The sequence below is a fragment of the Aestuariibacter salexigens DSM 15300 genome (assembly GCF_000429145.1).
Taxonomy (GTDB): domain Bacteria; phylum Pseudomonadota; class Gammaproteobacteria; order Enterobacterales; family Alteromonadaceae; genus Aestuariibacter; species Aestuariibacter salexigens.
The window spans coordinates 241214-267330 of the sequence record NZ_AUBH01000005.1 but is presented as its reverse complement, the minus strand read 5'-3'; the positions used below and the strand labels follow the sequence as shown (position 1 = coordinate 267330).

Genomic DNA, 26117 nt, shown 5'->3' with positions numbered 1-26117 from the left:
TAATGGGTTAGACTCTTATTGGCTGTGTCTCAAACTATGTAAGGACCGCTCGCCATGAAACGCTCGAATTATATCACTCGCGAAGGCTGGGACAAGCTTGAAAAAGAGTTGAGATACTTGTGGAAAGAAGAGCGGCCTAGGGTCACTCAGGCTGTATCCGATGCTGCGGCACTGGGCGATCGTTCTGAGAACGCAGAGTATATATATGGCAAGAAACGGCTGCGCGAAATAGACAGGCGGGTCAGATTTCTTACCAAACGCATGGATCAGCTACAGGTTGTTTACCCTTCACCGCAACAAGAGGGCAAGGTGTTCTTTGGCGCATACGTCGAATTGGAGGACGACGCAGGTTGCTTATTTGAGTATCAGCTTGTTGGCCCTGACGAGTTCGATTTGAAAAACAACAAGTTAAGTATCGACTCGCCAATGGCACGCGCTCTGATCGGAAAACAGGTCGATGATGAAGTAACAGTGCATACTCCATCTGGGAATAAAACCTATTTTATTAGTTCAATTTATTACAAGAAAACGCCCTGATTGACAGGAAATTCGGCTCATTTTTACTATAGTTAAAGTCAGCAAAACGCACGACAAAAAGCATCCGATTGTGGAGCTTTGATGCGCGTTTAGCGACCCTGTCATGAGGGTTTAGTCGTCGCTTTCGTGGTCAGGCGTTACTGATAAGTCAGTCGCTAATTTGGCGACAAACAATTTGCAGACGACATGAAATTAACCTGGCAATCAGGCCAGGCAACCCGGTCCGACTCGAAGGGCCAAACATAAATAGGGGACAAAGGTCAGCATGGAAAGAGCTGTAGATGGGTAAAAGCCGGACGCCATAGTGACGCCCGGCTTTATTCTCTTTTTGGCGATAGATTATTCTGCGCCAGTGTCCACTACTTCAAGCAGTTCTACATCAAATACCAGCGTGCTGTTGGGTGTGATGCGCCCCGTCGCACGCTCACCATATGCTAGTTCTGAAGGAATATGAAAACGATATTTTGCGCCTGGACTCATCAGCTGTAAACCTTCAGTCCAACCTGCGATCACCCGGCTAAGCGGGAATACGGCGGGTTCGCCACGAGAGTAGGACGAATCAAACTCAGTGCCGTCTAGCAACGTGCCGCGATAGTGCACTTTGACCGTATCTTGCGCGGTTGGCTTGTCACCTTCACCCGCTTCAAGAACTTCGTATTGCAGGCCTGAGTCGGTGGTCATGACGCCTTCACGTTTAGCATTTTCTGCCAGGTAAGCCTGTCCTGCCGTCTTGTTTTCCTCAGCGGCCATGTTGGCTTGTTCCTGCTGCTTACTCTGCAGCGCCGCGTCTGCAGCGCGCGTCAGTGCCTGCATTTCTTCGACAGTATACTGAGCATTGCCAGCCACAGCGTCCTCAAAACCTTTTATAAGTGTGGGTTTATCGAACTCGAGGCCCATTTCTTTTTGCGCGTTAAGACGGTTTTGTACGTACGTTCCCATGCTGGCGCCAAGCGCGTAAGCTTGTTTTTGTGCATCGGTTTCAAGTGTGACAGGGGCGTCCTGTGCAGATTGTTCAGCGGTGTCTGTTGAAGCAGGTTGCTGACAACCTGCCAAACCTAGTGCAGAACCCATTAATAATGCAATGGCTGCCTTTTTCATAAAAAAACTCTCCGAATGAAATGCTTTATAATTTGAAGTCTATTGTTATGAGTGGATTAAACGCATATGCAGCGGTAACCTTGTCGTTATCGCTAATAAATAAGCAGATAGTCGTTGCATAGTCTAAACGGAATGTCACTAAATCTAAACCCATCATATAAGACGATTTGGTTGCTTTTGGGCAGCCTGCTGATAAGTGCCTGTTCAGGGTATCTGGCTACGCCAATAAGCGCTGTGCGCTATGCCGAAGAAGGAGCTATGGCCGCTGATATTGCCACCGATGCCGAGTTCAGTGTGGTATCCGATGTGAGTAACGGCGTGTCCGTATGGTATCAGGGTGAAAAAGAGGCGCGTTATAACTGGTCACATCAGGGAGATGGCGAAAACCTTGTGACTACCGTGCATATTGCGGCAGATAACAACTATGTCCTGACATCCGACCGTGAAGCGTTTGCCTTATGGGATGTTGCCAGTGGAGAGCCTATGGGCTTTTGGCGAATCGATGAGTCCAGCGTTAGAGACGTGGCGGTCGCCAGCAGCGCGGCGGGTATTCTGGTTGGGCGTGGCAACGGTAAGGTTCTGTTTTTTGAGCCCGATAGCGGCAGACGCATAGAGTTTCTCGGTCATCAGGAAAAAATCAATAGCGTTGACATCTCGCCCAATGGACGCTTTGCATTGACGGGCGGTAATGACTACGTTGCGTATCTGTGGAGCACCCGAAGCGGTCAGGTTATACACCGTTTCAGTCATCCTAGTCGCGTAACCAAAGTGGCTCTGGATGACAAGGGCAGATTCGCTTTTACCGCCGACAGTCAAAAGCAGGCCAGAGTCTGGAATGTGCAGACCGGCGAGCCTATCAGCACATTGAAATTCATTGAGCGCCAGAAAATCTTCACTGATGTTGAATTTTCCGCTGATGGTAAGTACCTACTTACAGGTTCTCCTTCACGTGGCCTTAGTTTGTGGGACTTGCATAGCGGTGAACAGATTCAGGAGTGGCGCGTCACGCCCCGTGAGGGGGCATCTCCACGCACGGCAGTGGTGTACGGCGTAAGCTTTTTGCCGGATAATCGTGTGCTTTCCGTGAGTAGCAGCGGTCTGGCCGAGGTGTGGGAGATCAATAGTGAGCAATGACGTACAAGAACTACAGCAGCATATTGATGAGTTACAGACTAAGGTTGCCTATCAGGAGCATACCATCGATCAGCTGAATCACGCCCTGACATCACAGCAAAAGCAAATCGATGATATGACCTTCAAACTTAACCATGTCATTGAACGGCTTAAACAAATGCCATCCTCACAAATTGCTGACCTGTCTGAAGAAACCCCTCCGCCGCACTATTGAATAGTGATGATGGGTGATTAGTCCGGCTTGAATACGCCGATAACCGACTCACTGGCGCGCGTCTTGGATTGTACTTTGTCGTCAGCCTGGGTGCGTTGATGGCCACAGCTGACACACTCAACAGTTTCAACATTATTCTGGATGTAAAGCATTAGTGTATCGACTGACTGACATTTGGGACAGGTAGCGCCCGCAATAAATCGTTTTCGTTGTCGTGCCAACGTTATTTCCTACAAATAACTTAGTTGGCCATTATACCCCAGACTCTCAACCTGAGATCAGAACTAAATACTGTACATAAATACAGTTATCATGTTAGCGTAATGAAACACCAACCAAAAGGAGCTGAATTATGGCTATCACACTGCAGTATGTCGTTACGCATAAGGGGGTTGAAAAGCTGGTGACAACCGATAAAAAAGAAGCCGATAAATACGACAAGATGTTAGAGATTGCAGATAACCTGGCCGTCTATCTTTCTGCTAAAGGTACTAAGCTTGACGACGACAGTCTCGAAGAATTGGCGATTACCCTTGCATCAGGTAAAGATGCGGTGAGTCAAATACTGCGTGGCAAATCTGCAGATCAGGTACTAACTGACGAGCAAGCCGATGTCGTTGCTCTGAAAAAGCGTTCTGCGTAAGGCAGCAAACACACTTAGGGATCAACAGCGTCACGCTTTATTGATAGAATGCCGCGCCTGAAATAGAGATGAGGCGTGTTGATGATCAAGCTTTCCAACGTGACGCTGCAACGAGGCGTAAAAGTCTTGCTGCAGGATGCCAATGCCGATGTGTTTCCGGGGCACAAAGTCGGATTGATAGGCGCTAACGGCAGTGGCAAATCCAGCTTGTTTGCGCTGCTACGTGGAGAGCTCCATACAGAAGCAGGTAGTTGTCAGATCCCGGCGGGTTGGAAAATTGTTTCGGTTGCGCAGGAGACCCCTTCGTCACAACGTTCTGCGTTAGATTATGTGGTTGACGGACACACAACATACAGACACTGGCAACAAAAACTGACTGATGCTCAGCAGCAGGGTAACGGTGATGCGATTGCCATTGCACATAGCGAGCTGGAGCAGCTGGGTTATGACATTGAGTCGCGTGCTGCCACAATATTAGCGGGTTTAGGTTTCGCAAACGACAGTTTGCATCGCCCTGTTGCAGCGTTTTCGGGTGGCTGGCGAATGCGCATGAACCTTGCCAGAGCATTGTTGCTGGACTCTGATCTCCTGCTGCTTGACGAGCCCACCAACCACCTCGATCTTGATGCCGTCATCTGGTTAGAAAGGTGGATTCAGCGATATACCGGAACCCTGTTGCTCATTTCTCATGACAAGGCGTTTTTAGACAGCTGTGTCGGTCAAATTCTGAGTGTAGAACAACAGCGTCTATATCAATACACCGGCAACTATTCGAGCTTTGAAAAGCAGCGAGCAGAACGCCTGCGTTTGCAGGATATTGAGTACCAGAAGCAGCAGGAGAAACGTGCCCATCTGCAGTCGTTTATTGACCGTTTCAAAGCTAAAGCCAGTAAGGCAAAGCAGGCACAAAGCCGAATAAAACAATTGGAAAAAATGCAGGAACTGATGCCGGCTCATGCACAGAGCCAATTCAGTTTTTCGTTTCCTGAGCCTCCCAAATTACCCAATCCACTGATCAGTATGGAAGAAGTTCAGGTTGGTTATGATGATGTTGCCGTTCTGCAACGAGTGAAGCTGAATCTGGTTCCAGGTAGCCGAATTGGACTTCTCGGGCGTAATGGCGCAGGTAAATCCACGCTGATTAAACTACTGGCCGGCAAGTTGAATCCTCTGAGCGGTGCTTATCACACCGCTGCGGGATTGCGTATAGGTTATTTTGCCCAGCATCAACTGGATACGTTGCGTAAAGAAGACACTGCGCTGGCACACCTGCAACGTCTGGACGAGCAGGCTACAGAACAGCAGCTGAGGGATTTTCTGGGCGGTTTCGGTTTTCACGGTGATGAGGCGTTGTCTGCCGTTGAGCCTATGTCTGGTGGAGAAAAGGCACGTCTGGTACTGGCGCTGTTAGTGTATCAGCAACCAAATCTATTATTGCTAGACGAACCAACCAACCACCTTGATTTGGAAATGCGCCACGCCCTGAATGTTGCCTTACAGGGTTTTAGCGGCGCTATGGTGCTGGTCTCTCACGACCGTTTTTTGCTGGAATCGGTATGCGAGGATTTCTATCTGGTTGACTCTGGTCAGGTCGACCGTTTTGATGGTGATCTTAACGACTACCGTGATTGGTTAGTAAGTGATGCAAGATCCTCAGCGTCTGTCGAAATCGAAAAACCTAAACTGGACAGAAAAGACGTCAAACGCCTGGAAGCAGAATTCAGACAAGCTACGAAACCACTGCGCGACACTATCAAGAAACAAGAAGCGCTGATGCAGTCGGTGTCTGAGAAGCTTAACGACGTTGAAAATCAGCTGGCAAACCCTGACATCTATGATGATGCAAATAAGCACACCTTGAAATCATTGTTGGCAGAGCAGGTAGCATTGAAACAGCAAGAACAACAGGCAGAGCAGGTGTGGCTGGATGCCCAGGAAGCGTTAGAGGACGCGCAGCAAGAACTGGAGAGCCAACTTGCAAGCTGAGTCATTCTGGCAATTCTCGATTGAGTTTTACGGTATTAGACCAGTCAAGCAGGACTGTTTGTCGTTGCAGGACGACCATGGGCTTAACGTCAATCTTATACTGTGCTGTGCATATGCTGACTATTGCAATATAACGCTATCTGTTGAGCAAATACTTGCACTGCGAGAAAGCCTTAACGAACTAGATGAGGTAACTCAGCAGCACCGCCACATGCGCAGGTCACTAAGCAAGGACGCATCTGAATACGCCGATGCGCTTCGCCGCGAACTTGAGCTTGAAAAGCGGCAACAACAAAGATTGATCGAAGCGGCAAACAACATGGCGTTAAGTGCCGGAAAAAAGAGTCTGGCTAATTTAACGACGGTGGTTCAACCCGATATGGCAAAGCAGCGTATAAGAAACATTCAAGAACATCGTATTCAATTTGAGGAAAACCACCTTCAATGACCTTCCAAAAACAACATACTGAAGGCATCGAACCTGAAGTTCGGCAGAACGAGTATGGAGACATTGTCGATAGCGGTTTTGCGGCACCATGGTGGGCACGCAATCGCCATGTACAGACCATATGGCCTCGATTTATGCAGAAACGACGAAAACTCCACTATCGCATGCAGCGCATGGAGCTGCCAGATGGCGATTTTGTTGATGTTGCCTGGTCACAGCATAATGTAAAAAAAGAGGGTGTCGTTCTGCTTTTTCACGGATTGGAAGGCAGTATTCGCAGTCACTACGCTAATGATGTGATGGCCGTCATGGCTGACGAAGGTTATCAGGTGGCTATGATGCATTTCCGCGGTTGTAGTGGAGAACCAAACCGCACAACGAGAGCTTATCACTCTGGCGAAACAGAAGATGCGCAGTACTTTCTTGAGTACATTCAGCAGCGCTTTCCCAGCAGCAGAAAAATTGCTATTGGCTTCTCTTTAGGAGCAAATATGTTATTGAAAATGCTGGGAGAGTTGCCTAAGCAGCAGTGGCTAAATGCTGTAGCGGCGGTTTCTCCGCCAATGCGCCTGGCGGAATGCGCGGAAAGTATTAACCATGGTTTCTCGCGCTTTTATCAGCGTTACTTACTGGAAAGCATGCGTGGCACACTGCTGAAAAAGTTTTCCAAGCTAGATTACTCTGGCCTCAAAAGCCTGACCCTTGAACGGATCAAGAGTATGCGCAGTTTTAGGGAATTTGATGAGTGGGTGACTGCGCCTCTCCATGGTTTTGCCAATGCAGAGCATTATTACCAGGTCTGCAGCTCTCACGACTACTTGAGCAAGATTGAAACGCCCACGCTCATTGTACACTCACTAGACGATCCTTTTATGAATCATAATGTGATCCCACGCAAAGAGGCTTTATCGCCGAGTGTAAGACTGGAATTGAGCGAAAAAGGCGGACACGTCGGCTTTATGCAAGGTAGCCCATGGCGTCCAAAAATTTGGCTGCACGAACGCCTCAGGCAGTTCGTTAACCAACACCTGGCAACGGAATGAAGATACCAATAAACGAACTTGCGCCGGATACATTACGTAATGTGGCAGAAGCCTTTGTGCTGCGAGAAGGCACAGATTATGGCTTTGAAGAGACCAGCCATGAAGAAAAAGTTAATCAGGTCCTCGAGCAATTACGCTCAGGCGAAGCGGTACTGATTTACTCAGAACTGCACGAAAGTATCGACATTATTAGCAAACAAGAGTGGGCTCTACGCAGCGAGCGCGAGTAATGCCCATGCCGTTTGCGCCAATAGTTATTGAGGGGTAAGTATGGAGCACTTGTTCTCATATGGGACGTTACAGATGCCAAAGGTCCAACAGGAAACATGTGGCCGTCTGTTAAGTGGTAAAAAAGACGCGTTGGTTGGTTATGTTCTTTCCGAGATCAAAATCACCGACCCTGGAGTCATTCAAACCAGCGGTACCGATACTCACCCAATTCTTAAGTACACGGGAAATGCCAGTGATATCGTGGCTGGAACCGTATTTGAGCTCACGCCTGAAGAGTTGATGCAGGCCGATGAATATGAGGTAGAGGAATACCTCCGCGTTATGGGAACGTTTACCTCTGGGCGCCAGGCCTGGGCCTATGTATGCCGAGCAAGCGAACTGGGTAAGTCTTAAATAATCTGTTAGACGGGCTTTGAACTTTAAAAAGTCCGTCGACTGCAAGTCGCTCATCATTGTGGTTCAATTTAAACAGTCAGCCGTGCTGTCATTGTCAGTAGCAATGACTAATATTGACCAGCGCCACTACTACAGAGATTCAGCAAACTCTTCTGGTGTAATTACCACTCCTTCCTCTTCAAACTGGGAAGGGTTAATCATTACCATTAAATGGTCCTGAATTAAGCCAGCGGTCCATTTTCGAATCCAGGTATCAATATCAATAGAGACAGCCTCACAATCTGACCATTCTTCATTAGCCCAGGATTTAGCCAATGACTTACTTGACCAAATAGGTACACCATCTTCATCTTCTGACGTTAGCATGACACAACCATCGGCGTCTTTTAAAATCCATATCGCATCGCTGTCGCGCATTTGCGAGATTGCAGCTTGGGTATCGTTGTCCAACATTTTTTTCCAAATCACTATGTTTTCTACAGTAAGCTTAACATGCTCTTTTGAACGTTAAGCAAACAAACAACGTCGGCTCTGGAAATATCTCTTGAACTGACCGTACCAACAAGATTCTTATATTCATCAAGGTAGTGAACTGGTTTACTGACGCAGAAGGGCTCGACGACGCGCTTGTGATTGGAGTAATTTTCGGCCTGCGTAAGGTTTTTCAATGCCTTTTGAATTGTTTTGCGTCTTTTCGCTATCGAACTATAGTTAACGAGACATTTCGAAAAGGACTTCTTTATGAAATACCTTATTTGTATCATTGCTTTACTCGCCTTTAAAACCAATGGTGCAGACAACCATGGCCATACCCCGAAGTTTTCTCAGCTTGGCGAGGGGGACATCACTCACTATGTTGGACGTGATATTCACCACCATGTAAGCGTTGGCGATCTCCCGTCCAATATCGCATTGTTTGAGGAAACCTTGCCGCCTAAATCTATTGGTGCGCCACCCCATACTCACAGTAATGAAGACGAGATTTTTATTGTGCTTAATGGACAAGTCCATTTTTTGAGCGGTGAAAAAGAAGTTAAGGCGGGTCCCGGCACGATTGCGTCATTGCCTCGGGGACATATTCACGGTTTCTGGAATCCCTACGATGAACCTGCAACATTGCTAGTGGTAGCCGCACCAGGGCATTTTGAAGATTTCTTCAGAGCGGTTGAGAAAAACATGTCAGAAGGTGGCCCCAAATCGCCGCCACAGGTAGGTCAGATTATCGCTGAAACCGCTGCAAAGTATGGCGTGATAGTAGACATGTCGAAACTTCCACCTTCAGGTTTAGCGCTACTTGGGCCTCCACCGAAAGAGTAAATCAGGTTGTTTAGAGCCGTTTAGTACCAGCGAAGAATACCGTAACTTGCCTTGGAAGCGTGACGCATTTGATGTTTAACACCTGAGCGACTATACCTTGTAAACGCTTATAAACGTGCGTCACTCGTTTTCTCAACACCTCTATGCTGTACGTGTGAAAACCCTAATTAACCCGTAAAGCATAAGGTTTCTGTCAATGAAGACACTACTGCTTAAATGCCAGATTCTATTGATACTGGTCTGTTCACTGGATTTACTCGCGGCCGATTCTGATTCCAACCCTCTGGCCTCGATTCCACTTCGTACCATAGGGCCTGCAATGATTTCAGGTCGCATTTCTGACTTCGCTTTTCATCCTGAAAAAAAGCACGAATTTTATGTCGCGACATCATCAGGCAACTTATGGAAAACAACCAATAATATGATCACGTGGGAGCCTTTATTCGAAAACGAAGGTTCTTACGCGCTTGGTGTGGTCGAAATGGCAGCGAGCAATCCCAACCTGTTGTGGGTAGGAACCGGCGAAAACAATGCGCAGCGATCTGTGGCATATGGAGACGGCGTCTATAAATCAGTGGATGGCGGAAAGTCATGGAAAAATATGGGGTTAAAAAACTCGGGGCACATCTCGCAGATTTGGATCCACCCAACCAACCACGATGAAGTACTGGTTGCTGCACAAGGCCCGTTATGGAGCGATGGAGGGGACCGCGGCCTGTATAAAACTAACGATGGCGGTCAGACATGGACGCGTATTCTGGAGATTGACCAGTACACAGGTGTAAATGAGTTTGTCGTAGACCCGAACGATTTCAATAACATCGTCGCAAGCAGCTATCAACGCCGCAGGCACGTCTGGACATTGATTAATGGTGGACCGGGAAGCGCTATCCATAAATCAACCGATGGTGGAAAGACGTGGTCAAAAATGACAAGCGGTCTGCCTGGCGGTGAGCTAGGACGAATAGGTATCGCCATGGCACCGTCCGCCTCGAATATCTTATACGCCATCATTGAAGCGAATGACAAAGACAAGGGAGTATATCGGTCTGACGATTTTGGCCATTCCTGGTCAAAACGGTCGGGACATATGACGTCCAGTCCGCAATATTACAACGAGTTAATTGTCGATCCTAAGGACCCTGACAAGGTCTATTCAGTTGATACCTTTACACATGTTTCTAAAGATGGCGGAAAAAGTTTTCAGCCTCTCTCCAATGAATTCAGACATGTTGATGATCATGCGTTGTGGATTGATCCTGATAATACCGATCACATGATCATTGGTGGCGATGGAGGTGTGTACGAAACCTATGATGGGGGTATGTTGTGGCGACACGCACAAAACCTGCCAATCGCCCAGTTTTATCGAATTCAGCCTGACAATGCAGAACCGTTTTACAACGTTTGTGGCGGCACCCAGGACAACAATTCGCTATGCGCACCGTCCCGCACGACGGTCATACACGGTATTACCAACGCCGATTGGAACATTGTGATTGGCGGGGACGGCTATAAACCGCAAATTGACCCCAACGACCCGAATATTATTTATGCTCAATACCAATACGGCGGATTAGCCCGATACGATAAACGTACCCGAGAACGTTTGTTGATTGCGCCACATCCGGCAAGTGGAGAAAAAGAGTACAAATGGAACTGGAATTCTCCATTACTTATCAGTCCGCATCAATCAACACGATTATTCTATGCTGCAGAAAAAGTGTTCCAGTCTGATGACAGAGGCGATACATGGACAGCAATCAGTGGCGATCTGACCCGTAAATTAGACAGGAATAAGCTGGAAGTGATGGGACGGGTATGGAGCGTAGACGCGATCGCTAAAAACAATTCCACGTCAATGTATGGATCGATTATTGCTCTTAACGAGAGTCCACGTAAGCAGGGACTCATCTATGTCGGGACAGATGACGGCCTGATCAGCGTAACCGAGGACGGCGGCGCTAACTGGCGAACAGAAGACAGTTTTAAAGGCGTGCCTGACATGTCATTAGTGGAAGACATTATTGCGTCCGTACACGATGAGGACATTGCCTATGCCGTCTTCGACAATCATAAGCGTGGTGACTACAAGCCCTATGTGTTGAAAACAACCAACCGCGGAAAAAGTTGGAAATTAATCAGCAGTAACCTGCCCGAATGGGGATCAGCACACACTATTGCAGAAGACCACGTAGACCCTGATTTACTGTTTGTAGGCACTGAATTCGGTCTGTTCGTCACGCAAAACGGCGGCAAGAGCTGGGCGAAAATGACCGGCAATTTCCCAACGATTGACGTCAGAGATCTCGAAATTCAACGCAGAGAAAATGACCTGGTGGTAGGGACATTCGGCAGAGGCATATATATTCTCGATGATTACACACCGCTCAGAACCAAGTCATCCGCACTGGCTGAAAACGAAGCGACTTTTTTCCCTGTCAAAGATTCCTGGATGTATCTGGAAGGTTATCAATACGGCGACGAACAGAAAGGCTCCAACGGCAATGAGCTTTACACAGCGAGTAATCCACCGTACGGCGTAGTGTTCTCGTATTACCTGAAAGACGGATTCAAAACCTTAAAAGCACAGCGTCAGGAACAGGAAAAAGCGCTGCTCAAAGAAGGCAAGGATACGCCCTATCCAGGTTGGGACAGGTTACGCGAAGAGGACAACGAAGATGCGCCGACTGTCTACATTGAGATCAAAAGAAAAGGCGGTGATGTAGTCAGACGGGTGTCGGCAAACAGTAATAAAGGGTTTCATCGCATTGCGTGGGATATGCACTATCCATCCTTATCACCAGTAAACCTTAAAAAGCCTTCAGGGTATGTACCGCCTTGGCTGAAACCACCAAAAGGCCCCCTTGCACTTCCCGGTGACTACACGGCAACCCTGATACTTTGGGCACAAGGTGAGCCCCGCATGCTTAGCGAGCCCATGCCATTCACCGTGAAACTGTTAAACAATAGTCCGGAAATTACCGGTGACAGAGACGCTTTACTGGCTGCACAGCAACGTGCCGGAGAGCTTTATAGAAAGGTAGAAGGTGCGCAGAAACGCTTCGGCGAGCTCAATAACCGTATTAACCACATCATTGAAGGGGTGCGGCTAACGCCAAAAAGTAACGATACACACGCAAAAACAGCGCACAGCATAAAAGCGCAGCTTGATGCCATCAGTGTCCTGCTTAATGGCGATAGAACTGTATCATCGAGAAATGAAGCTGTGCCATGGTCAGTATCAGGACGAGCGTCATTCATTTATTGGTCAATCATGTCGAGTCAGTTTGACGTATCAGGCAACCTGATGTCATCGATGCAAATTGCAGAGAGTGAATATCATAGAGTCGCTGAGCAAATGCGAGACGCATCCAATTCAATTGAGGCACTTGAGCGTGAACTGGAAGAGTTAGGCAGCCCATGGACGCCGGGCCGAGCATTGTCGCTGACGGATTGATATAGGAACCGTCTTATTTCAGTGAGGTTCTTTACTATCACGCCCGTAGAAACGGGCGTGATTCGAATGCTTATTGATTAAAGGTCACCGAGAAACTGACCGGCACCGCTTTGGTAATACTGTTAAGTCCGGCGATGGACTGCAGCATGCTGATACCCTCTACCAGATCGAAATCTGCAGCGTTAATAATGGTCGGTTTAATGGTCGTTGCTTGCAGTGTATTGTCGTTTAAACGGCTCACCAGTACATCAAACACAACGTCGACATTGTTCTCGTTTAAACCCAACTTGCCGCTTATACTCATCACCTGACTTTGGCCGGCTGTCATCGACAAAACAGTCTGTGGCAACTTAGCGGTGAATGACGCTGAAGGATTATTCGCTACATCAAACAGGTGCTCACGCATACGTTCATCGCGAATAGGGATAAGTGTATTGACCGATCCGAGTGGCAGTGAAACGGATAACATGCCATTGTCGTCAATGCTTCCGCTAAGCTTCTCAAACGAATGCGTTTCGGCGATATGTTCATTTTTGACAGATATAAAATGCAGAGAGGAGGCGCCCTCTTGCAGCTGCCACTGCGCGGCGGCGCTCATACTTAACCCACACAGTAGCAAGGTCGCTAGTCGTTTCATTATTTCCTCAGCTTTGATATTTAACAATACTTTGCCAGTCAACCCGCTGGTCTCCGAGAACCACAAAATCCGGGTTGTCCAGAGTGCTACGGCGATTGTAGGTTAAGGGTTTAAAATCGGCTGCTAATACGCTGCCGCCAGCCTCACTCACGATGCATTGCGAAGCGCCTGTATCCCATTCTCCGGTAACACCAATACGCAAAAACACGTCCGCTTTTCCTTCGGCAATGTAACAGGCTTTCAGAGAACAGCTGCCCAAAGGCAATGTTTGATAAGTGCGCGAGGGGTTCATCTTGGACATGACCTTGTCGCGCGACTGGCGACGACTGACCGCTACCATTACTGCACTTGTGGCCGGGTCATCAAGCTCGTTAACGTGCAGCTGTACTTTACCTAAAGGACACTCTTTGTAAGCTCCCTGGCCCTTGCTGGCGTAGTAAAGGGACTCTCCGGGCGGCCAGTAAATGACGCCGATTACGGGCTCATTATCAGCAATCAATGCAATATTGACGGCAAAATCCCCGCTTCTGGCAATGAATTCCTGGGTGCCGTCAATAGGATCAATTAACCAATAGCGCTGCCAATGCTGTCTCTCTGATAGTGCAGCATGTCGAGATTCTTCCGACATGATGGGAATGCTGGGAGTGCGCTGGCGCAAAATATTGGTAATGATTTCGTTGGCTTTAAAGTCAGCCGAGGTAACGGGTGAGTCATCGGCTTTCTGGTGGCTGGTGTAGTCGCCCTTATCGTAGATATCAAGGATCACGTCGCCAGCGTCTCGGGCTGCCTGTTTGGCGATAGACAGCAGTTGGGGTAGGTCGTCGTCGGGCATAGTGTTAAGCGCTCTCCCTCTCTGTCAGCCACTTGTGCACTAGAAACAGTGCCGCAATGCAGCGCGCCTCAATGAAATCATCACGTGCCAGCAGGCCGTCAATGTCTTGCAATGGCCAGGGAATAACATCAAGCGGCTCGGGCTCGTCGCCTTCAAGTCGTTGTTCGTACAAGTCGGTGGCCAGCACAATGTTCATCCGCGCATTAAAAAATGTCGGCGCCATATTTACCTGATGTATTTCGGTAAGGTTGTTTGCAGCATAACCCACTTCTTCCTGAAGCTCTCGATTAGCCGCTTGTAATGGGTTTTCTCCAGGGTCAATGAGGCCTTTAGGAAAACCAAGTTGATAAGAGTGGGTGCCGGCAGCATATTCTCTAACCAGCAGCATGGTCTCGTTGTCAAGCAGTGGCACAATCATTACTGCACCACGCCCAGTGCCGGCCATTCTTTCAAACTGACGTGTCGCGCCGTTAGAGAACTCAAGGTCAACTCGTTCGACCCGAAACAAACCACTCCTAGCAACGATTTCTCGCTGATGGATCTGCGGTAAGGGTTTGTGTTGATCTATTTTACTCATTGGCCCATCACGATAAACTACGCCCGTCAGGTAATCATCTGACGCGATTCATGACATTGAAACGTTGAATGAATCGGTCTGGTTCAATACTTTAACCTAAGGATAGTACATTGCCAATTTTCCCATGGTCCGATATCCATACCGTCCTGCTGGATATGGATGGAACGCTGCTTGATCTGCACTTCGACAATCACTTCTGGCTAGAACACCTGCCGGTTAAGCTGGCTGAGAAAGAAGGGATCAGTATTGCGGCAGCCAAACAAATGATGGGGGCAGAATATCAGCGCGTGATGGGAACACTGGAATGGTACTGTCTTGATTATTGGGCAGACAAACTGGACATCGACATCATGCAGGCTAAGCGTGAGATTGAACATCTTATCTCTATGCGGCCCGACACGTTGCCGTTTCTTGATGCACTGCACGACTCAGGGCGTGAGGTAGTACTGGTCACCAATGCTCACCCTAACAGTTTGTCGCTGAAGATTGAGCATACTCAGTTGGATGCGCATATTGATACACTCATCTCAACCCATGAGTTCGGTGTAACCAAAGAATCTCAGGCGCTATGGCAGCAACTGCAACAGCGTCTTGGCTTCGACCCAGACCATACGTTATTCGTTGACGATAGCCTGGCGATACTAGAGGCCGCGCAGACCTTTGGCATTAAGTATGTGTTGGCGGTAAAAAATCCGGACAGTAAGCAGGCTCATCGAGAAATTGACGCGTTCCCCGCGGTTGACGACTATCGCCCGTTGGTCAACGAAATACGCTCGCAACTTCCTTCTGTGCGTCGCTAGTCAGGCGCTTTTCGCTCCTCTACCATCTGCTCTGCGTATTGCAGAATATCTCTCCATGTCACAATGCCTACGGGATGGTTATGCACATCAACAATCGGCAGACATGAAAGAGTATGGCGATTAAATAGCTTTATGGCATCTATGATCCCCGCATTGGGAGGCAGAGAGATAACGTCTCGCGTCATGACCTGATGGGCGCGCTTTTGCAGTGTGGATAGGTCTCGTTGTCGCTCAACTGGCGTATCAATAAAGGGGCTTAAGTGCTTGAGTAGGTCGCGGTCAGACACCACGCCCATTAGTTTTTTTTCGCTGGTCACCAGAAGATGATGGAAACGCGTGTGCTCAAAAATGTCTTTGATACTGGCGAGGGTGCAATCCATTGGCACAGTGACCACGCGTTTGCTCATTATACGCTCTATGCTCATCCTGCACTTTTACCCATTTATACGGTTACAACTTTACAGTGTAGTACCCATCTGCATCAGTCTGTCCAAAAAATGTTGCTGCCTGATGCACTTCCTGCGGGAATTGAGGGTCCGGCTTAAAACGCCCTGACACGCTGATGTTGTTAATATCACTGACGACTGCTCGGGCTTCAAGCGCAAGACGGTTATTGCCATCAAGCATCACCACGAATGCACCACTTTCGCAGTCCAGCTGTGCGTTATATTGACCGAAGTCGATCATTCCCTGCGTACCACTGACCTGAGCATTTAACCAGCTACCGCTGCCAATCACTGTTTGGCATTGGCCGTCAATCTCTAGCTCAGTAAGATTGACGTGTAATCTTCCACTGGCTCTGACTGGCAGAGGGAGAGGTAGACGGGCTATTAGCATTTCAACCGGGACATACACATGCAAATTCTCTGCACTGATGTTATCTGTATTGAGAGCGCTGATTGTCAGCGGACCAAAGGCGGAAATATCATCGGCCTCACGGTGGTTGCCGACGTCTAGGTGTATACTGATGCTGCCCCACAGTAGCGGTAATGCATCCAGTTGCCATTTGGCATTTTTAATCGGTATGCCCTGCACTACTGCGCTGTCGATACGCCCATCCCAGATGGTGCCATTGATGCCAGTAAAGGAAATATCCTGAGGTAGTGAAAGACGACCTATCACCTGAGAGGCGGGAAGGTTTGCCAGCAAAAATATGACATACGCCAGGCAACCCAGCGCAATCCAGACCACTCGACTCATGGCTTACCTAACTGCAATCGACGTATACGAATCAAGCCAGGCGCGTCTGCTTCGGCAAAGTCAGCCTGTAAGATAATCACGCCGCGTCTTTCCAATGCCTGTAGCCAGGCCAACACATCGTTAAACGGGGCCTGGTCGACCCAAACCTGAAGCTCTTCACCCTGCGGCTGCATTCGTGAAATGCTGATGCTATGACGGGCACTGGTCTGGTTTACGGCTTGTGGTAATGAGCCGGAGAAGGAGCGGGACTGGGCACCAGAGCCTCTGAGCTGCATTGCTTTGTTGGTCTGGGTTTGCACCCAGTCCAGCAACGATTGCTGGGATTCTACGGCACGACGATTTTGCTCGACGGCACTGGAAAGCGGTGACCACATACCGAAATAGATGATGCCGACAATGATGGCGGCGGCAGCGGCAATCACCAGTCGCTGCTCACGCTCAGTCAACGCCTGAAACTTGGCTATTAGCTTATCCACCCTAACTCCTTATCGCCAATGAGCCAACCACCTGGTTGTCAGTGTTGTTGATGGCACCCTGTTCAACAGTAAACCCACGGCTTTCCGCCTCGCGTTTAAAGCGTTCCAGCGCCTCATAATTTGACGCTTGCGCCTGCATTCGCAGTTCTGCACGCGTTTTATCAAACCGCAGTGTTTGCGGTTTCACTTTGCTGCTGGCAAATGCATCTGCCAACTGAGACAACATCACCAGCATAGATACGCCGCTGCCACCCTGTTCAAGACTGCGCATTTCCTCATTGAGTTTGCGCCGCAAGTCTCGATATGGGCCCAGGTTGGGGAAACCACGCTCAACTTCGGTGTTAATCTGTGCGGTTAAGTCATCTTTCTTACTGCTCAGAGACTGTAATTCAATGCCCTTATCAACAAAGGTACTTAGTAGCGCGACGGTCGCCAGGATAGCTGCCAGGCGCCACTGCGACAGCGCATTGTTGGTGCGTCGTTTTTTAACTTTGAAATCGCCCTGCAGCAGATTAAACGGTGTCGCCAGGGCATGTTGCACCAGCACTTTCATCGGCATGTCCTGTACTGGCTGAGTAATGTCAGTATTGGCCAATGTCGGCAGGTCATGATCACAGTAACTGGCAATCTTTAGGGGCTCTTCCTGTCGCTTTGCATAATAGCTGATGGCATCTAGCATCCACTGCATTTCGCCCTGCATGCCTTGCCAGCTGTCCTGCCGTACCAGTAGCTGCTGGTCAAGATTGAGGATGGTCCATTGCCCTTCATGTTCCGGCAATGCAAGTACATCAGGCAACATCGCACCACAGTAAAGTCCTGCATCATCGAGCATCGCTTTCCAGCGCTGCATTTGCTCCCGTCTGACCACGGCGACATCCTGTTGCTGACCCTGTTTGTTACCCAATGCAAAAAACTGGTCGTTAATATCACCGGTAAGTTCGTCTTCAAGCATATAAGGAATGGCGGCAATCGCCTTACGACCCCCTCTGGCTGGCATGGTGACGCGCTTCAGCAGCACCTCACTGCCGCTGACAAGTGCGGTGACGGGTCGCTGCCCTGCTCGTTCCGACAACGTATCCAGATGACCGGCGTCAGGCAGCTGACCAGATGCTATAATTTCTTGCTCTGTACTGGACCAGACAATCCAGTACACCGGATCCTGTCGATCAGCGCCAAGCCGAACAACTAACTGTTCCATTTAGTACACTCCTCCAAACTCGCGCCGGATCACTGAAACCTGATTGTCTTCACCGACTTTGAAGACAGACGACATAACAAACGATGCGTTATTGTAACGGGTCTTTGTGGTTAAAATAAAATGCTCTGTGCTGGTCACCAGCCAATTACGGCGGGTATCGCTCAACTGCAGCGCCTGGATCTCTGGCTGAGCGTAAAAGTCAGCTATATCATCGTAACCATCCACTGGTCTGCTTCTTATCTGATTTTTCGCATCTTCGAGGGATAAACCTGTCACAGCAGCCAGCACCGCAGCCGTATCTTCAGTCAGAGTATTAATGTTAATTTGCAGCTCGGTAGTGCTCGGAATCGCACATACTACCGGCAGTAGCGCGGGTAACCATTCCATGTTTGCACCATTGACCATGCGTAATTCGGTCTTGTTTACCATCAGTGCGTTCGCTGCCAGATACGGGTGCTCCAGCGACTCGTAGTCACTATCTTCAGCACCATAAGGCCGCAGGTTGCCATCATTGTCCAGCCAGTCTGCGACTGAATCTCGGAACGTATCGGCCTCGAACGAAGGGATATTCGCAGGTAGTCTTTGTAATAACAAATGAAAGGCCTGAATCGCTTCGTTTTCCGCCTCATCGCCACTGGCGCCGGGTTCACGGTTATCTTGCAGGGCATTGATATTAAAACAGCTTTGTAAATCTTTTAACTCAGCCTCGATGCCACCGCCTTCTAGCGGATAGGCAATTTCCTGTGCCCAGGGCTGGCTGAGGCTTACCACGCCATTGTCCAGTTCCATTACCTGCTGAATGGACTTGCGCGCAAAATGTTCCGCGCCCATCGCGTACCAATAAGCCTGATTAGCATCTTTGATATTCGTCACGCGAGCGATCTGCAGCTGTAAACGCGCCCCCATATCTGTCGCCAATACACTGACCAAGGCCACAATCAAAAGAATAATGAGCAGTGCAACCCCTCGCTGACGCTTCATCATTGCTGCGTCCCCAACACAAAACGCCGGGTGATGGTGCCAAATTCCTCGGTCGTGATGGTGACGGCCACGGCTTTAGGTAACTGCGTGCCCTGATAGGTTTCCTGCCAGTTGTCTTCATCAAACTCTTCATCAGCGGCACTTAAAAATTCAACCTGAAAGTCGGTGACCCCCTCAAGGATGACTTTTATTTTGGGCTCAAAGCCAATGACGTTGTCCAGATAGTTACCATACATCCGTTCCAGCTTTTGTTCGTTGAGTCGGTAGGCCACACCTTGCAAGGTAGAACGTGGCAGCATCAACTGCGGGTTATGCCAGCCGCCTCGTACGAAACCGACACCGTCAGTCTCACTTTCAAACTGATCACGCCCACCTCTGAATACCACTTCATTAAGTTCACCCTGAACTCGCACCGGACGGGGCAGTGCTTGCAGAAAGTCGCGCTCCATCAGCGTCATGGCTCTCTGTAATGTGGTCAGTTTTTCGAACCGATCTGCCGACAATTCATCGCTGTCAATAACGGTGGACAACAGCGCCGTTGAGGCGATACCGATGATGGTGAAAATCGCCATGGATATCAGAATTTCAAGTAAGGTGAAGCCTTTTGAAGCTGTAGGGATCATTCGCTTAACCCCTTGCGTTCCGTCGGCTTGGCGACGTAGGTCGTGACCGTTGTGACCGTGTCCGCATAATCGCGGTCCAATCCTACTGAGACTTCAACAGCACGCAAATCGTCATCATTGGTTTTTAACACCTTTTGCTGCCAATACCAGGTTTGTCCAGCCATTTCCTCACTGCCACGCTGGTTGTTACGTGGTGGCCAGGTATCTTCTAGCGTCATGTCAGCCAATCGATTATTTGCCACCCAGGTAGCAAAGGTAATCTGTTCAATTTGACTGACACTATTAAGATGATCGCCAGCGGCTTTCATCACGGCACTGCCGGTCACGGCGAAAATGAATAGTGCCACCATCACTTCTATAAGTGTCAGACCCGTCTGCTTCATAACCGGTCCAGCGGTCCCTGCCGCTCTAGTGGGGGCGTGTCGATGCCATTGATCCTGAAGTAGGCAGGCTCATCATCACTGAACTCCGGCTCGTATTTGAAAATCATACTAAATGGCGTGATATCGCCGCTGGATAAGATAAAGATTTGTGGCGGCTCTGGTGGTGGAGGCTCATCTTCGCCGATACGCACATCGGCATCGGAAACCGACAGTTCCTCATCAAACAGTTCTCGGTCGAACAATGAGTCGTCCTCCTGCCAGGGCAGGTCGTCCAGCGTTAAGTCGAGCGTGAAGGGCTCGGGCAAAACATATGATTCAAAAAAAGCCTGATCCTCTAATACCTGCCATTCCTGCTCGTCGTCGAGGTATAGGAAGACGTATTGATTTTCCTCTTTATCTACGCGGATACCCAACTCGCGCTGATTCAGAATCGCAAAATCGCTGGCCATATCAAATACGACCTGGAAGCGCCGCGCTTCTTTCTCGAGTTGGTCAACCTGACTGACACCGAAAGCATTGAATGCTACATAGCTGGCCGCCAGGCCGATAAACAGCAGCACGATCATAATTTCCAGCAAGGTGAAACCGGCGCGCCTGGCGATCAAGACAGAGATTCCTGTGTTAATTCAAGAAATCGTTGATGTTCCAATTACCGATATCGTCGTCGGTACCCGGCTGACCGTCAGGACCGTTGGAGAAGATATCAATACGGCCCAGTTCACCTGGACTGAGTAACTGGTAAGGGTTGCCCCAAGGATCGTCAGGCAGACGACGGATAAAGCCATCTTCCGGGTAGTTTCTGGGGATAGGCTCAATTGTCGGTGCAGTGACCAGTGCGTCCAGCCCTTGTTCAGTTGTGGGGAAAACATTATTGCGCAATTTATACATTTCCAGTGCGCTCTCGAGCTGCTGAATATCCACCGCTGCCTTTTTGAGCTGCGCCTCTTCCTGGTTACCAAGAATATTTGGCGCAACGATAGCCGTCATAATGCCGATGATCAGGATCACCACCATTACTTCAATCAAACTAAAGCCCTGTTGTTTCATTTACTGCGTCCTCTAAATCATATTATTAAGGGAGATAATCGGTAGCAGGATCGCGATGACAATGAAAAATACGATGCCTGCCATTGCCAAAATAAGTACCGGTCCCATTATCGCTAGCGCAATATTAACCTGCGCTTCCAGCTCGCGCTCCTGGTTAGTAGCCGCGCGCGCCAGCATATCCTGAAGTTCACCACTTTTTTCGCCCGATGCGATCATATGCATCATCATCGGTGGAAACACCTTTGTTTGCTCCAACGCCGCTCGTAAGCTGCTGCCGCCTTGCACTTTGCCAGCTGCCTCAGTGATAATTTCTCGCAAATAGACATTGCTAAGGACCTGTCCGGCAATGCGCATACCCTCTAATACTGGGACCGCACTGGCGGTTAAAATACTCAACGTGCTGGCAAATTGTGATGTGCTGACACTGCGCAATACTTTGCCCAATACCGGCATACGTAATCTGATGCGATGCGATGCCATCTGAAAAGCCTGATTTTTCATAGCCTGCCGGTAGATGACATACAGCAAGACCAGAAATAGTACGATAAATAAACCGTAGTTTTTGGCGCCGTCAGATAGTGCAATCAAAAACAGCGTCACACCCGGTAGTTCCTGCCCCATATTGTCAAACTGACCCACGATTCGTGGCACCACATAGGTCAATAGCAGGCTGACTATGCCAATCGCGACGACCAGCATGATGACCGGATAAATCATCGCCTGGGTGATTTGGCTTTTCACCTGTTGACGACGCTCAGTATAATCGGCGAGTCGATTGAGTACCGTATCAAGGTGGCCCGACTTCTCTCCTGCTGCAACCATGGCGCGGTAAAGTTGATCAAAGACATTGGGGAATTCAGCCATGGCCTCGGCCAGACCATGCCCTTCGACGACTTTACTGCGCACCGCCATCATCATATTTTTCTGACGAGGTTTCTCAGACTGTTCGGCTACCGCTAACAGCGCTTCTTCGATGGGAAGTGCAGACTCAACCAGTGTCGCAAGCTGTCGCGTCAACAACGCCAGGTCGGCAACTGATATGCGCGGTTTAAACAGTGAGAACGAGCTTTCACTCTTACGATTTTTTTCGGCGACCTGCTCAACTTCGAGCGGGATCAGTTTCTGTTCGCGCAGTTGTGCACGAATTTGTCTGGCGTTGTCGCCTTCCAGTACGCCGCGTTTATTACGCCCCTGCGCGTCCAGCGCTTTGTATGCAAACGCTCCCATACTAGTCCTCGCGGGTGACTCTTAGTACTTCCTCTAATGAGGTGATGCCGAGTAGTACCTTGGCACAGCCATCTTCACGAATGCTCGGAGTATGCTTGCGGATATACTTTTCAATCGCTTGCTCGCCGTGGCCAGCATGCATCATTTCACGGATCTGCTCATCAACCAGTAGCAGTTCGTGTATGCCGGTTCGTCCCCGGTAGCCGGTTTGATTACACGCTGCACAACCTTTGGGAGAATAAATTTGATGGCTACTGGCCTGAGTCTCGGTTAACCCCAGAATGTTTGCCTCCTGCTCGTTAGGCAGGTGAGGCTCTTTACAGTCAGCACAAAGCGTTCTTACCAGTCGCTGTGACAGCACGGCCAGCAGGCTCGAAGACAACAGAAATGCCTCGATACCCATGTCTTCAAGACGGGTAATTGCACCAGCAGCGGTATTGGTGTGTAGCGTAGACAACACCAGGTGGCCAGTTAAACTGGCCTGCACAGCGATTTGTGCGGTTTCGAGGTCACGTATCTCACCCACCATCACCACATCCGGATCCTGACGAAGGATGGCTCGCAAGCCTCTGGCAAAGGTCATATCAACCCGCGGATTAACCTGGGTTTGGCCAATCCCCGGCAAGTCAAATTCAATGGGGTCCTCAACAGTGAGTATGTTGCGATCTTTAGAGTTAATTTCACTCAACCCCGCGTATAGCGTGGTACTTTTACCAGAGCCCGTTGGCCCCGTTACCAGAATGATACCGTGCGGCTTTCTGATCAAGCCTGAGAAGTGATGACGATTTGCCTCGGTCATACCCAAATCCTGCAGATTCAAGCGGGCATTATTTTTATCCAACAAACGCAGTACGACACGCTCGCCGTGGCTGGAGGGCATGGTAGAAACGCGCACATCAACTGGGCGACCAGCGATGCGCAAGGTAATTCTGCCATCCTGGGGTACACGTTTTTCGGCGATATCCAGCTTTGCCATAACCTTAATACGGGATACCAGCATAGACGACAGTTTGCGGTTTGGACGTAATATCTCACGCAGCACGCCATCAACCCGAAAACGCACTACCAGCTGATTTTCGAAGGTTTCAATGTGAATATCAGACGCGCCTTCTTTAATGGCTTCACTGAGCATCGCATTGATCAGTTTGATGATGGGCGCATCATCTTCACTTTCCAACAAGTCTTCGGTATCGGGCAGCTCTTCCGCTAAGGAAAACAGATCGCTCTCATTGCCCAGATCTTCCATCAGCTGCTTGGCTTCAGATGAGTCGCGTTGGAAGGCTTTGGTCAACAGCTGTTCAAACTCATCCTGATGGATCTCTTTCATCACAAATGGCTGGCCAAGAAAGCGCCTGACCTCTGCAAAAACCGGGAAGTTGGTTTCATCTGTGTGATAGAGAGTGACAGGGTCAATGCCGGTATCTAGCAATACCCGGTGTCGCTTGGCAAAGCTGAATGACAACTGCTTGTGCCCGTCATGCTCATCGGCATGCAAGTCTTCCTCCGGCACGGCGACCTCTAAAATATCCTGGGCCTCGTCATCCACTGTCACATCATGTGATGGGGTTGAGTCGATGCTCACTGTTCCTGTTCCTTCTTATCTTTCGATTGAAGGTACTCTTCAAAACTTGGAGGCAGAATCAGCTCGTCTTTCCATTCCGGCAATGAAGGACCTTCTGCATTCGGCATCAGGGGGATACCCTCAGACTGACGGTTAAGCTGCTGTGCACGTATAAAGTTATACTTACGATGGCTGATCTTGTTCATGGTCACACCGTCACGCACAATCACCGGGCGAATGAAGACCATCAGATTGCGCTTGCGCTTTGTCGAAGATGTTGTCTTAAACAAGTGGCCGAGAATCGGGATATCACCGAGCAGCGGCACTTTAGCAATGCTTTCCTGCACATCTTCATCAATCAGGCCGCCCAGTACAATGGTGCCGCCATCATCAACAATAACGGTGGTTTTGATTTCACGTTTGTTAATCGAGATATCTACCGCGGTGGCACCGCTGACACTGGACACTTCCTGTTCAATTAGCAGCTGAACCGCATCACCTTCATTGATTTGCGGCGTGACTTTCAGTTTGATACCGACTTCCTGACGGTCAACTGTCTGGAAGGGGTTGGCGTTGTTTGACCCAGTTGTTGTGCCAGTGATAATCGGCACTTCCTGGCCGACGATAAAGAAAGCTTCTTCGTTATCCATGGTTGTAAGGTGTGGCGTAGCAAGAATATTTGAGTTGGTGTCGTTGCTTACTGCTTGCACAACCGCACCCCAACCGCCATCAACAATACCGGCGATGAGTCCGTTGGCACCGCCAAGTAACTGTGCCAGCGCGGTTACATCACCTTCGATAGTGTCGGTTGATTCAACCACCTGTCCGTTTGCAGTAGTGGTGGTGCGGGTGACTTCACGGTCACTGGCACGGTAGGCCGCGACACCAAGAGCGCCAATTGGTGCTACGCCGTTGGTAAACTGGGTGCCGCCGCCCGCTTCTGAGCCCCACTGCACGCCAAATGTGGTGCCATCACCCTCAAATACTTCAACAATAATCGCTTCAACCTGCACTTGTGCACGACGCACGTCAAGTTGACGAATAACCTCTTCAAGCGAGCGCATCATGTCTGGCTCAGCGGTGATCACCAGCGAGTTAGAATCTTCATGGGCATCAATACTGACTTCGCGATTCGCTGTAGAACGTCGATTAGAACCCGTACCCTGCTCTTCAGCCTGAATACTGGCGCTGACGCCCTTGAGTACCTGCACCAAATCTTCGGCTTTAGCGTAATTCAGGAAGATTACACGAGTATTGCCGCTGGTTTGCAGCTCCTGATCCATCCGTTCAATCAGGTTGATAATGCGCTGTCTGGCTTTGATATCACCGCTGACAATGACACTGTTTGTGCGGTCATCTGCCACTAGTCTTGGCGCCGCCTTGGCATTGTTCTGATTGGCCTGAGATTTGTTAATGCTTTCGACGATACGCACCATTTCTGATGCTGAAGCGAATTTGAGTTTAACAATTTCGACTTCTTCATCACCCGCGCGGTCAACCCGCTCAATAATTTCGACCAGCCGATTAACCACCGCCGCGCGACCGGTCAGCATCATCACGTTTGAGGCATCGTGGCTGACGACGTTACCACCGCCGGCCTGATCGTTGAGTTGGCGCAGAATAGGCGCAAGTTCACGCACTGGCACGTTATAAACGGGAACGACCCGAGTGATCATCTCATCGCCGTCAAACGGGGTGCCTTCGATTACCGGAATGTTTGATGTTTTTGCGTCTTTGGAACGTACGACTTTGAGAATACCACTGGGCATTTCAACCACGGCAAAGTCGTAAACCTGCAAAACGTTCAGGAAAAATTGGTAGTACTGTTCTTCATTTAACAGATCGTAGCTGCGTACGGAAATTTTACCACGCACATTGGGATCGACAATAATGGTTCGTCTTAAATTTTTACCGACGATATTAATGAATTCATTAATATCGGTATCTTTAAAGTTGGGCGAATACTCGGCCGCACTCAGGTAGCTGGAAGCAGAAAATGCCAGCGTAAAAAGGGTGATACCCAAGCCTTTAAGAATGTCCCGGCTGGTAAGCCTCATAATCCTATCCT

At 49.3% G+C, this 26117-nt stretch carries 30 protein-coding genes; 12 read left to right on the top strand and 18 right to left on the bottom strand.

From position 1 onward, the window contains the following. Window positions 1-54 precede the first annotated feature (54 nt). Window positions 55-537 carry a transcription elongation factor GreB gene (greB, locus tag G441_RS0110080; RefSeq protein ID WP_026376240.1) on the top strand — a complete coding sequence of 161 codons (483 nt, stop codon included), beginning with the start codon at window positions 55-57 and terminating at the stop codon, window positions 535-537. Between the two features lie 339 nt (window positions 538-876). On the opposite strand, the gene fkpA is transcribed toward greB, so the two are convergent. After that, window positions 877-1635, bottom strand: a complete 759-nt coding sequence (gene fkpA / locus G441_RS0110075; protein ID WP_026376239.1) for an FKBP-type peptidyl-prolyl cis-trans isomerase — start codon at window positions 1633-1635, stop codon at window positions 877-879. A 132-nt stretch (window positions 1636-1767) separates the two neighbouring features. Between fkpA and G441_RS0110070 the strand changes: the two genes are divergently transcribed. Then, a complete protein-coding gene (locus G441_RS0110070) occupies window positions 1768-2769 on the top strand; it encodes a WD40 repeat domain-containing protein (protein ID WP_034474805.1) in 1002 nt (333 codons plus the stop codon). Further along, window positions 2759-2983: a SlyX family protein gene (locus tag G441_RS0110065; protein WP_026376237.1), complete on the top strand. Its 225-nt coding sequence runs from the start codon at window positions 2759-2761 to the stop codon at window positions 2981-2983. The genes G441_RS0110070 and G441_RS0110065 overlap by 11 nt, the downstream gene beginning before the upstream one ends. A gap of 17 nt (window positions 2984-3000) precedes the next feature. Here G441_RS0110065 and G441_RS0110060 read toward each other — a convergent pair whose 3' ends face one another. Continuing rightward, the gene (locus tag G441_RS0110060; RefSeq protein ID WP_034474803.1) at window positions 3001-3204 is read right to left on the bottom strand and encodes a YheV family putative zinc ribbon protein; all 204 of its coding nucleotides are present in this window, start codon (window positions 3202-3204) and stop codon (window positions 3001-3003) included. 131 nt (window positions 3205-3335) lie between these two features. Here G441_RS0110060 and G441_RS0110055 point away from each other — a divergent pair, with 131 nt between their 5' ends. From G441_RS0110055 to G441_RS0110030, 6 genes are all read left to right on the top strand, one after another. Then, window positions 3336-3626 (top strand): YebG family protein, encoded by a 291-nt coding sequence (locus G441_RS0110055; protein ID WP_026376235.1) that lies wholly within the window; start codon window positions 3336-3338, stop codon window positions 3624-3626. A gap of 81 nt (window positions 3627-3707) precedes the next feature. Beyond that, the gene (abc-f, locus tag G441_RS0110050) at window positions 3708-5612 is read left to right on the top strand and encodes a ribosomal protection-like ABC-F family protein (protein WP_026376234.1); all 1905 of its coding nucleotides are present in this window, start codon (window positions 3708-3710) and stop codon (window positions 5610-5612) included. Then, window positions 5602-6060: a TIGR02444 family protein gene (locus G441_RS0110045; protein WP_026376233.1), complete on the top strand. Its 459-nt coding sequence runs from the start codon at window positions 5602-5604 to the stop codon at window positions 6058-6060. Before abc-f ends, G441_RS0110045 begins: the two co-directional genes overlap by 11 nt. Then, window positions 6057-7103, top strand: a complete 1047-nt coding sequence (locus tag G441_RS0110040) for a hydrolase (protein ID WP_034474801.1) — start codon at window positions 6057-6059, stop codon at window positions 7101-7103. The genes G441_RS0110045 and G441_RS0110040 overlap by 4 nt, the downstream gene beginning before the upstream one ends. Then, window positions 7100-7333: a YheU family protein gene (locus G441_RS0110035; RefSeq protein WP_026376231.1), complete on the top strand. Its 234-nt coding sequence runs from the start codon at window positions 7100-7102 to the stop codon at window positions 7331-7333. The genes G441_RS0110040 and G441_RS0110035 overlap by 4 nt, the downstream gene beginning before the upstream one ends. A gap of 40 nt (window positions 7334-7373) precedes the next feature. Further along, a complete protein-coding gene (locus G441_RS0110030) occupies window positions 7374-7727 on the top strand; it encodes a gamma-glutamylcyclotransferase family protein (RefSeq protein ID WP_026376230.1) in 354 nt (117 codons plus the stop codon). A gap of 132 nt (window positions 7728-7859) precedes the next feature. Here G441_RS0110030 and G441_RS18410 read toward each other — a convergent pair whose 3' ends face one another. Then, window positions 7860-8198: a DUF2750 domain-containing protein gene (locus G441_RS18410; RefSeq protein ID WP_240485117.1), complete on the bottom strand. Its 339-nt coding sequence runs from the start codon at window positions 8196-8198 to the stop codon at window positions 7860-7862. A gap of 273 nt (window positions 8199-8471) precedes the next feature. Between G441_RS18410 and G441_RS19300 the strand changes: the two genes are divergently transcribed. Together G441_RS19300 and G441_RS18400 are read left to right on the top strand one after the other, a co-directional pair. Continuing rightward, window positions 8472-9047, top strand: coding sequence for a cupin domain-containing protein (locus G441_RS19300; protein ID WP_051275476.1), 576 nt, complete (start codon window positions 8472-8474; stop codon window positions 9045-9047). Between the two features lie 196 nt (window positions 9048-9243). Then, on the top strand, window positions 9244-12507 hold the full coding sequence (locus G441_RS18400) for a VPS10 domain-containing protein (RefSeq protein WP_051275475.1): 3264 nt from the start codon (window positions 9244-9246) through the stop codon (window positions 12505-12507). A gap of 70 nt (window positions 12508-12577) precedes the next feature. On the opposite strand, the gene G441_RS0110005 is transcribed toward G441_RS18400, so the two are convergent. From G441_RS0110005 to nudE, 3 genes are read right to left on the bottom strand one after another with little or no spacing between them, the layout of a single operon-like run. Next, on the bottom strand, window positions 12578-13144 hold the full coding sequence (locus G441_RS0110005; RefSeq protein WP_026376228.1) for a YceI family protein: 567 nt from the start codon (window positions 13142-13144) through the stop codon (window positions 12578-12580). 7 nt (window positions 13145-13151) lie between these two features. Next, entirely contained in the window at window positions 13152-13976 is an 825-nt protein-coding gene (gene cysQ, locus G441_RS0110000) for a 3'(2'),5'-bisphosphate nucleotidase CysQ (protein WP_026376227.1), read from the bottom strand. A gap of 4 nt (window positions 13977-13980) precedes the next feature. Beyond that, a complete protein-coding gene (gene nudE / locus G441_RS0109995; RefSeq protein ID WP_026376226.1) occupies window positions 13981-14553 on the bottom strand; it encodes an ADP compounds hydrolase NudE in 573 nt (190 codons plus the stop codon). A gap of 110 nt (window positions 14554-14663) precedes the next feature. Here nudE and yrfG point away from each other — a divergent pair, with 110 nt between their 5' ends. Beyond that, the gene (gene yrfG / locus G441_RS0109990; RefSeq protein ID WP_026376225.1) at window positions 14664-15353 is read left to right on the top strand and encodes a GMP/IMP nucleotidase; all 690 of its coding nucleotides are present in this window, start codon (window positions 14664-14666) and stop codon (window positions 15351-15353) included. Here the strand turns inward: yrfG and G441_RS0109985 are convergent. Genes G441_RS0109985 through gspD form a run of 12 tightly spaced genes read right to left on the bottom strand, consistent with a single transcriptional unit; the run spans window position 15350 to window position 26106 of the window. Further along, window positions 15350-15760, bottom strand: a complete 411-nt coding sequence (locus G441_RS0109985) for a CBS domain-containing protein (RefSeq protein WP_338028394.1) — start codon at window positions 15758-15760, stop codon at window positions 15350-15352. The genes yrfG and G441_RS0109985 overlap by 4 nt on opposite strands. A 43-nt stretch (window positions 15761-15803) precedes the next feature. Next, on the bottom strand, window positions 15804-16553 hold the full coding sequence (locus G441_RS0109980) for a type II secretion system protein N (RefSeq protein ID WP_026376223.1): 750 nt from the start codon (window positions 16551-16553) through the stop codon (window positions 15804-15806). After that, window positions 16550-17029 (bottom strand): type II secretion system protein GspM, encoded by a 480-nt coding sequence (gspM, locus tag G441_RS0109975; RefSeq protein WP_026376222.1) that lies wholly within the window; start codon window positions 17027-17029, stop codon window positions 16550-16552. Before gspM ends, G441_RS0109980 begins: the two co-directional genes overlap by 4 nt. Window position 17030: 1 nt before the next feature. After that, window positions 17031-18227 (bottom strand): type II secretion system protein GspL, encoded by a 1197-nt coding sequence (gene gspL, locus G441_RS0109970; RefSeq protein WP_026376221.1) that lies wholly within the window; start codon window positions 18225-18227, stop codon window positions 17031-17033. Further along, window positions 18228-19211 carry a type II secretion system minor pseudopilin GspK gene (gene gspK / locus G441_RS0109965; RefSeq protein ID WP_338028393.1) on the bottom strand — a complete coding sequence of 328 codons (984 nt, stop codon included), beginning with the start codon at window positions 19209-19211 and terminating at the stop codon, window positions 18228-18230. Further along, a complete protein-coding gene (gene gspJ / locus G441_RS0109960; protein WP_034474794.1) occupies window positions 19208-19831 on the bottom strand; it encodes a type II secretion system minor pseudopilin GspJ in 624 nt (207 codons plus the stop codon). The genes gspK and gspJ overlap by 4 nt, the downstream gene beginning before the upstream one ends. Continuing rightward, window positions 19828-20214, bottom strand: a complete 387-nt coding sequence (gspI, locus tag G441_RS0109955; protein WP_026376218.1) for a type II secretion system minor pseudopilin GspI — start codon at window positions 20212-20214, stop codon at window positions 19828-19830. The genes gspJ and gspI overlap by 4 nt, the downstream gene beginning before the upstream one ends. Further along, window positions 20211-20819, bottom strand: coding sequence for a type II secretion system minor pseudopilin GspH (gene gspH, locus G441_RS0109950; protein ID WP_276201943.1), 609 nt, complete (start codon window positions 20817-20819; stop codon window positions 20211-20213). Before gspH ends, gspI begins: the two co-directional genes overlap by 4 nt. Before the next feature lie 16 nt (window positions 20820-20835). After that, on the bottom strand, window positions 20836-21261 hold the full coding sequence (gene gspG, locus G441_RS0109945; protein WP_026376216.1) for a type II secretion system major pseudopilin GspG: 426 nt from the start codon (window positions 21259-21261) through the stop codon (window positions 20836-20838). A gap of 12 nt (window positions 21262-21273) precedes the next feature. Further along, the gene (gene gspF, locus G441_RS0109940; protein ID WP_026376215.1) at window positions 21274-22488 is read right to left on the bottom strand and encodes a type II secretion system inner membrane protein GspF; all 1215 of its coding nucleotides are present in this window, start codon (window positions 22486-22488) and stop codon (window positions 21274-21276) included. A gap of 1 nt (window position 22489) precedes the next feature. Further along, a complete protein-coding gene (gene gspE / locus G441_RS0109935) occupies window positions 22490-24013 on the bottom strand; it encodes a type II secretion system ATPase GspE (protein ID WP_276201944.1) in 1524 nt (507 codons plus the stop codon). Between the two features lie 53 nt (window positions 24014-24066). Next, complete coding sequence (gspD, locus tag G441_RS0109930) at window positions 24067-26106, bottom strand: type II secretion system secretin GspD (protein WP_034474792.1); 2040 nt, start codon at window positions 26104-26106, stop codon at window positions 24067-24069. Window positions 26107-26117: the final 11 nt, after the last annotated feature.

Coding starts and splice junctions, on each gene's coding strand:
- G441_RS0109985 (WP_338028394.1), bottom strand. CDS start 15,760: ATGAGCAAACGCGTGGTCACTGTGCCAATGGATTGCACCCTCGCCAGT.
- abc-f (WP_026376234.1), top strand. CDS start 3,708: ATGATCAAGCTTTCCAACGTGACGCTGCAACGAGGCGTAAAAGTCTTG.
- G441_RS0110005 (WP_026376228.1), bottom strand. CDS start 13,144: ATGAAACGACTAGCGACCTTGCTACTGTGTGGGTTAAGTATGAGCGCC.
- gspL (WP_026376221.1), bottom strand. CDS start 18,227: ATGGAACAGTTAGTTGTTCGGCTTGGCGCTGATCGACAGGATCCGGTG.
- G441_RS19300 (WP_051275476.1), top strand. CDS start 8,472: ATGAAATACCTTATTTGTATCATTGCTTTACTCGCCTTTAAAACCAAT.
- gspI (WP_026376218.1), bottom strand. CDS start 20,214: ATGAAGCAGACGGGTCTGACACTTATAGAAGTGATGGTGGCACTATTC.
- gspJ (WP_034474794.1), bottom strand. CDS start 19,831: ATGATCCCTACAGCTTCAAAAGGCTTCACCTTACTTGAAATTCTGATA.
- G441_RS0110070 (WP_034474805.1), top strand. CDS start 1,768: ATGTCACTAAATCTAAACCCATCATATAAGACGATTTGGTTGCTTTTG.
- cysQ (WP_026376227.1), bottom strand. CDS start 13,976: ATGCCCGACGACGACCTACCCCAACTGCTGTCTATCGCCAAACAGGCA.
- gspG (WP_026376216.1), bottom strand. CDS start 21,261: ATGAAACAACAGGGCTTTAGTTTGATTGAAGTAATGGTGGTGATCCTG.
- greB (WP_026376240.1), top strand. CDS start 55: ATGAAACGCTCGAATTATATCACTCGCGAAGGCTGGGACAAGCTTGAA.
- G441_RS0109980 (WP_026376223.1), bottom strand. CDS start 16,553: ATGAGTCGAGTGGTCTGGATTGCGCTGGGTTGCCTGGCGTATGTCATA.
- G441_RS0110055 (WP_026376235.1), top strand. CDS start 3,336: ATGGCTATCACACTGCAGTATGTCGTTACGCATAAGGGGGTTGAAAAG.
- gspK (WP_338028393.1), bottom strand. CDS start 19,211: ATGATGAAGCGTCAGCGAGGGGTTGCACTGCTCATTATTCTTTTGATT.
- G441_RS0110035 (WP_026376231.1), top strand. CDS start 7,100: ATGAAGATACCAATAAACGAACTTGCGCCGGATACATTACGTAATGTG.
- G441_RS0110030 (WP_026376230.1), top strand. CDS start 7,374: ATGGAGCACTTGTTCTCATATGGGACGTTACAGATGCCAAAGGTCCAA.
- G441_RS0110040 (WP_034474801.1), top strand. CDS start 6,057: ATGACCTTCCAAAAACAACATACTGAAGGCATCGAACCTGAAGTTCGG.
- G441_RS18400 (WP_051275475.1), top strand. CDS start 9,244: ATGAAGACACTACTGCTTAAATGCCAGATTCTATTGATACTGGTCTGT.
- gspF (WP_026376215.1), bottom strand. CDS start 22,488: ATGGGAGCGTTTGCATACAAAGCGCTGGACGCGCAGGGGCGTAATAAA.
- nudE (WP_026376226.1), bottom strand. CDS start 14,553: ATGAGTAAAATAGATCAACACAAACCCTTACCGCAGATCCATCAGCGA.
- gspD (WP_034474792.1), bottom strand. CDS start 26,106: ATGAGGCTTACCAGCCGGGACATTCTTAAAGGCTTGGGTATCACCCTT.
- fkpA (WP_026376239.1), bottom strand. CDS start 1,635: ATGAAAAAGGCAGCCATTGCATTATTAATGGGTTCTGCACTAGGTTTG.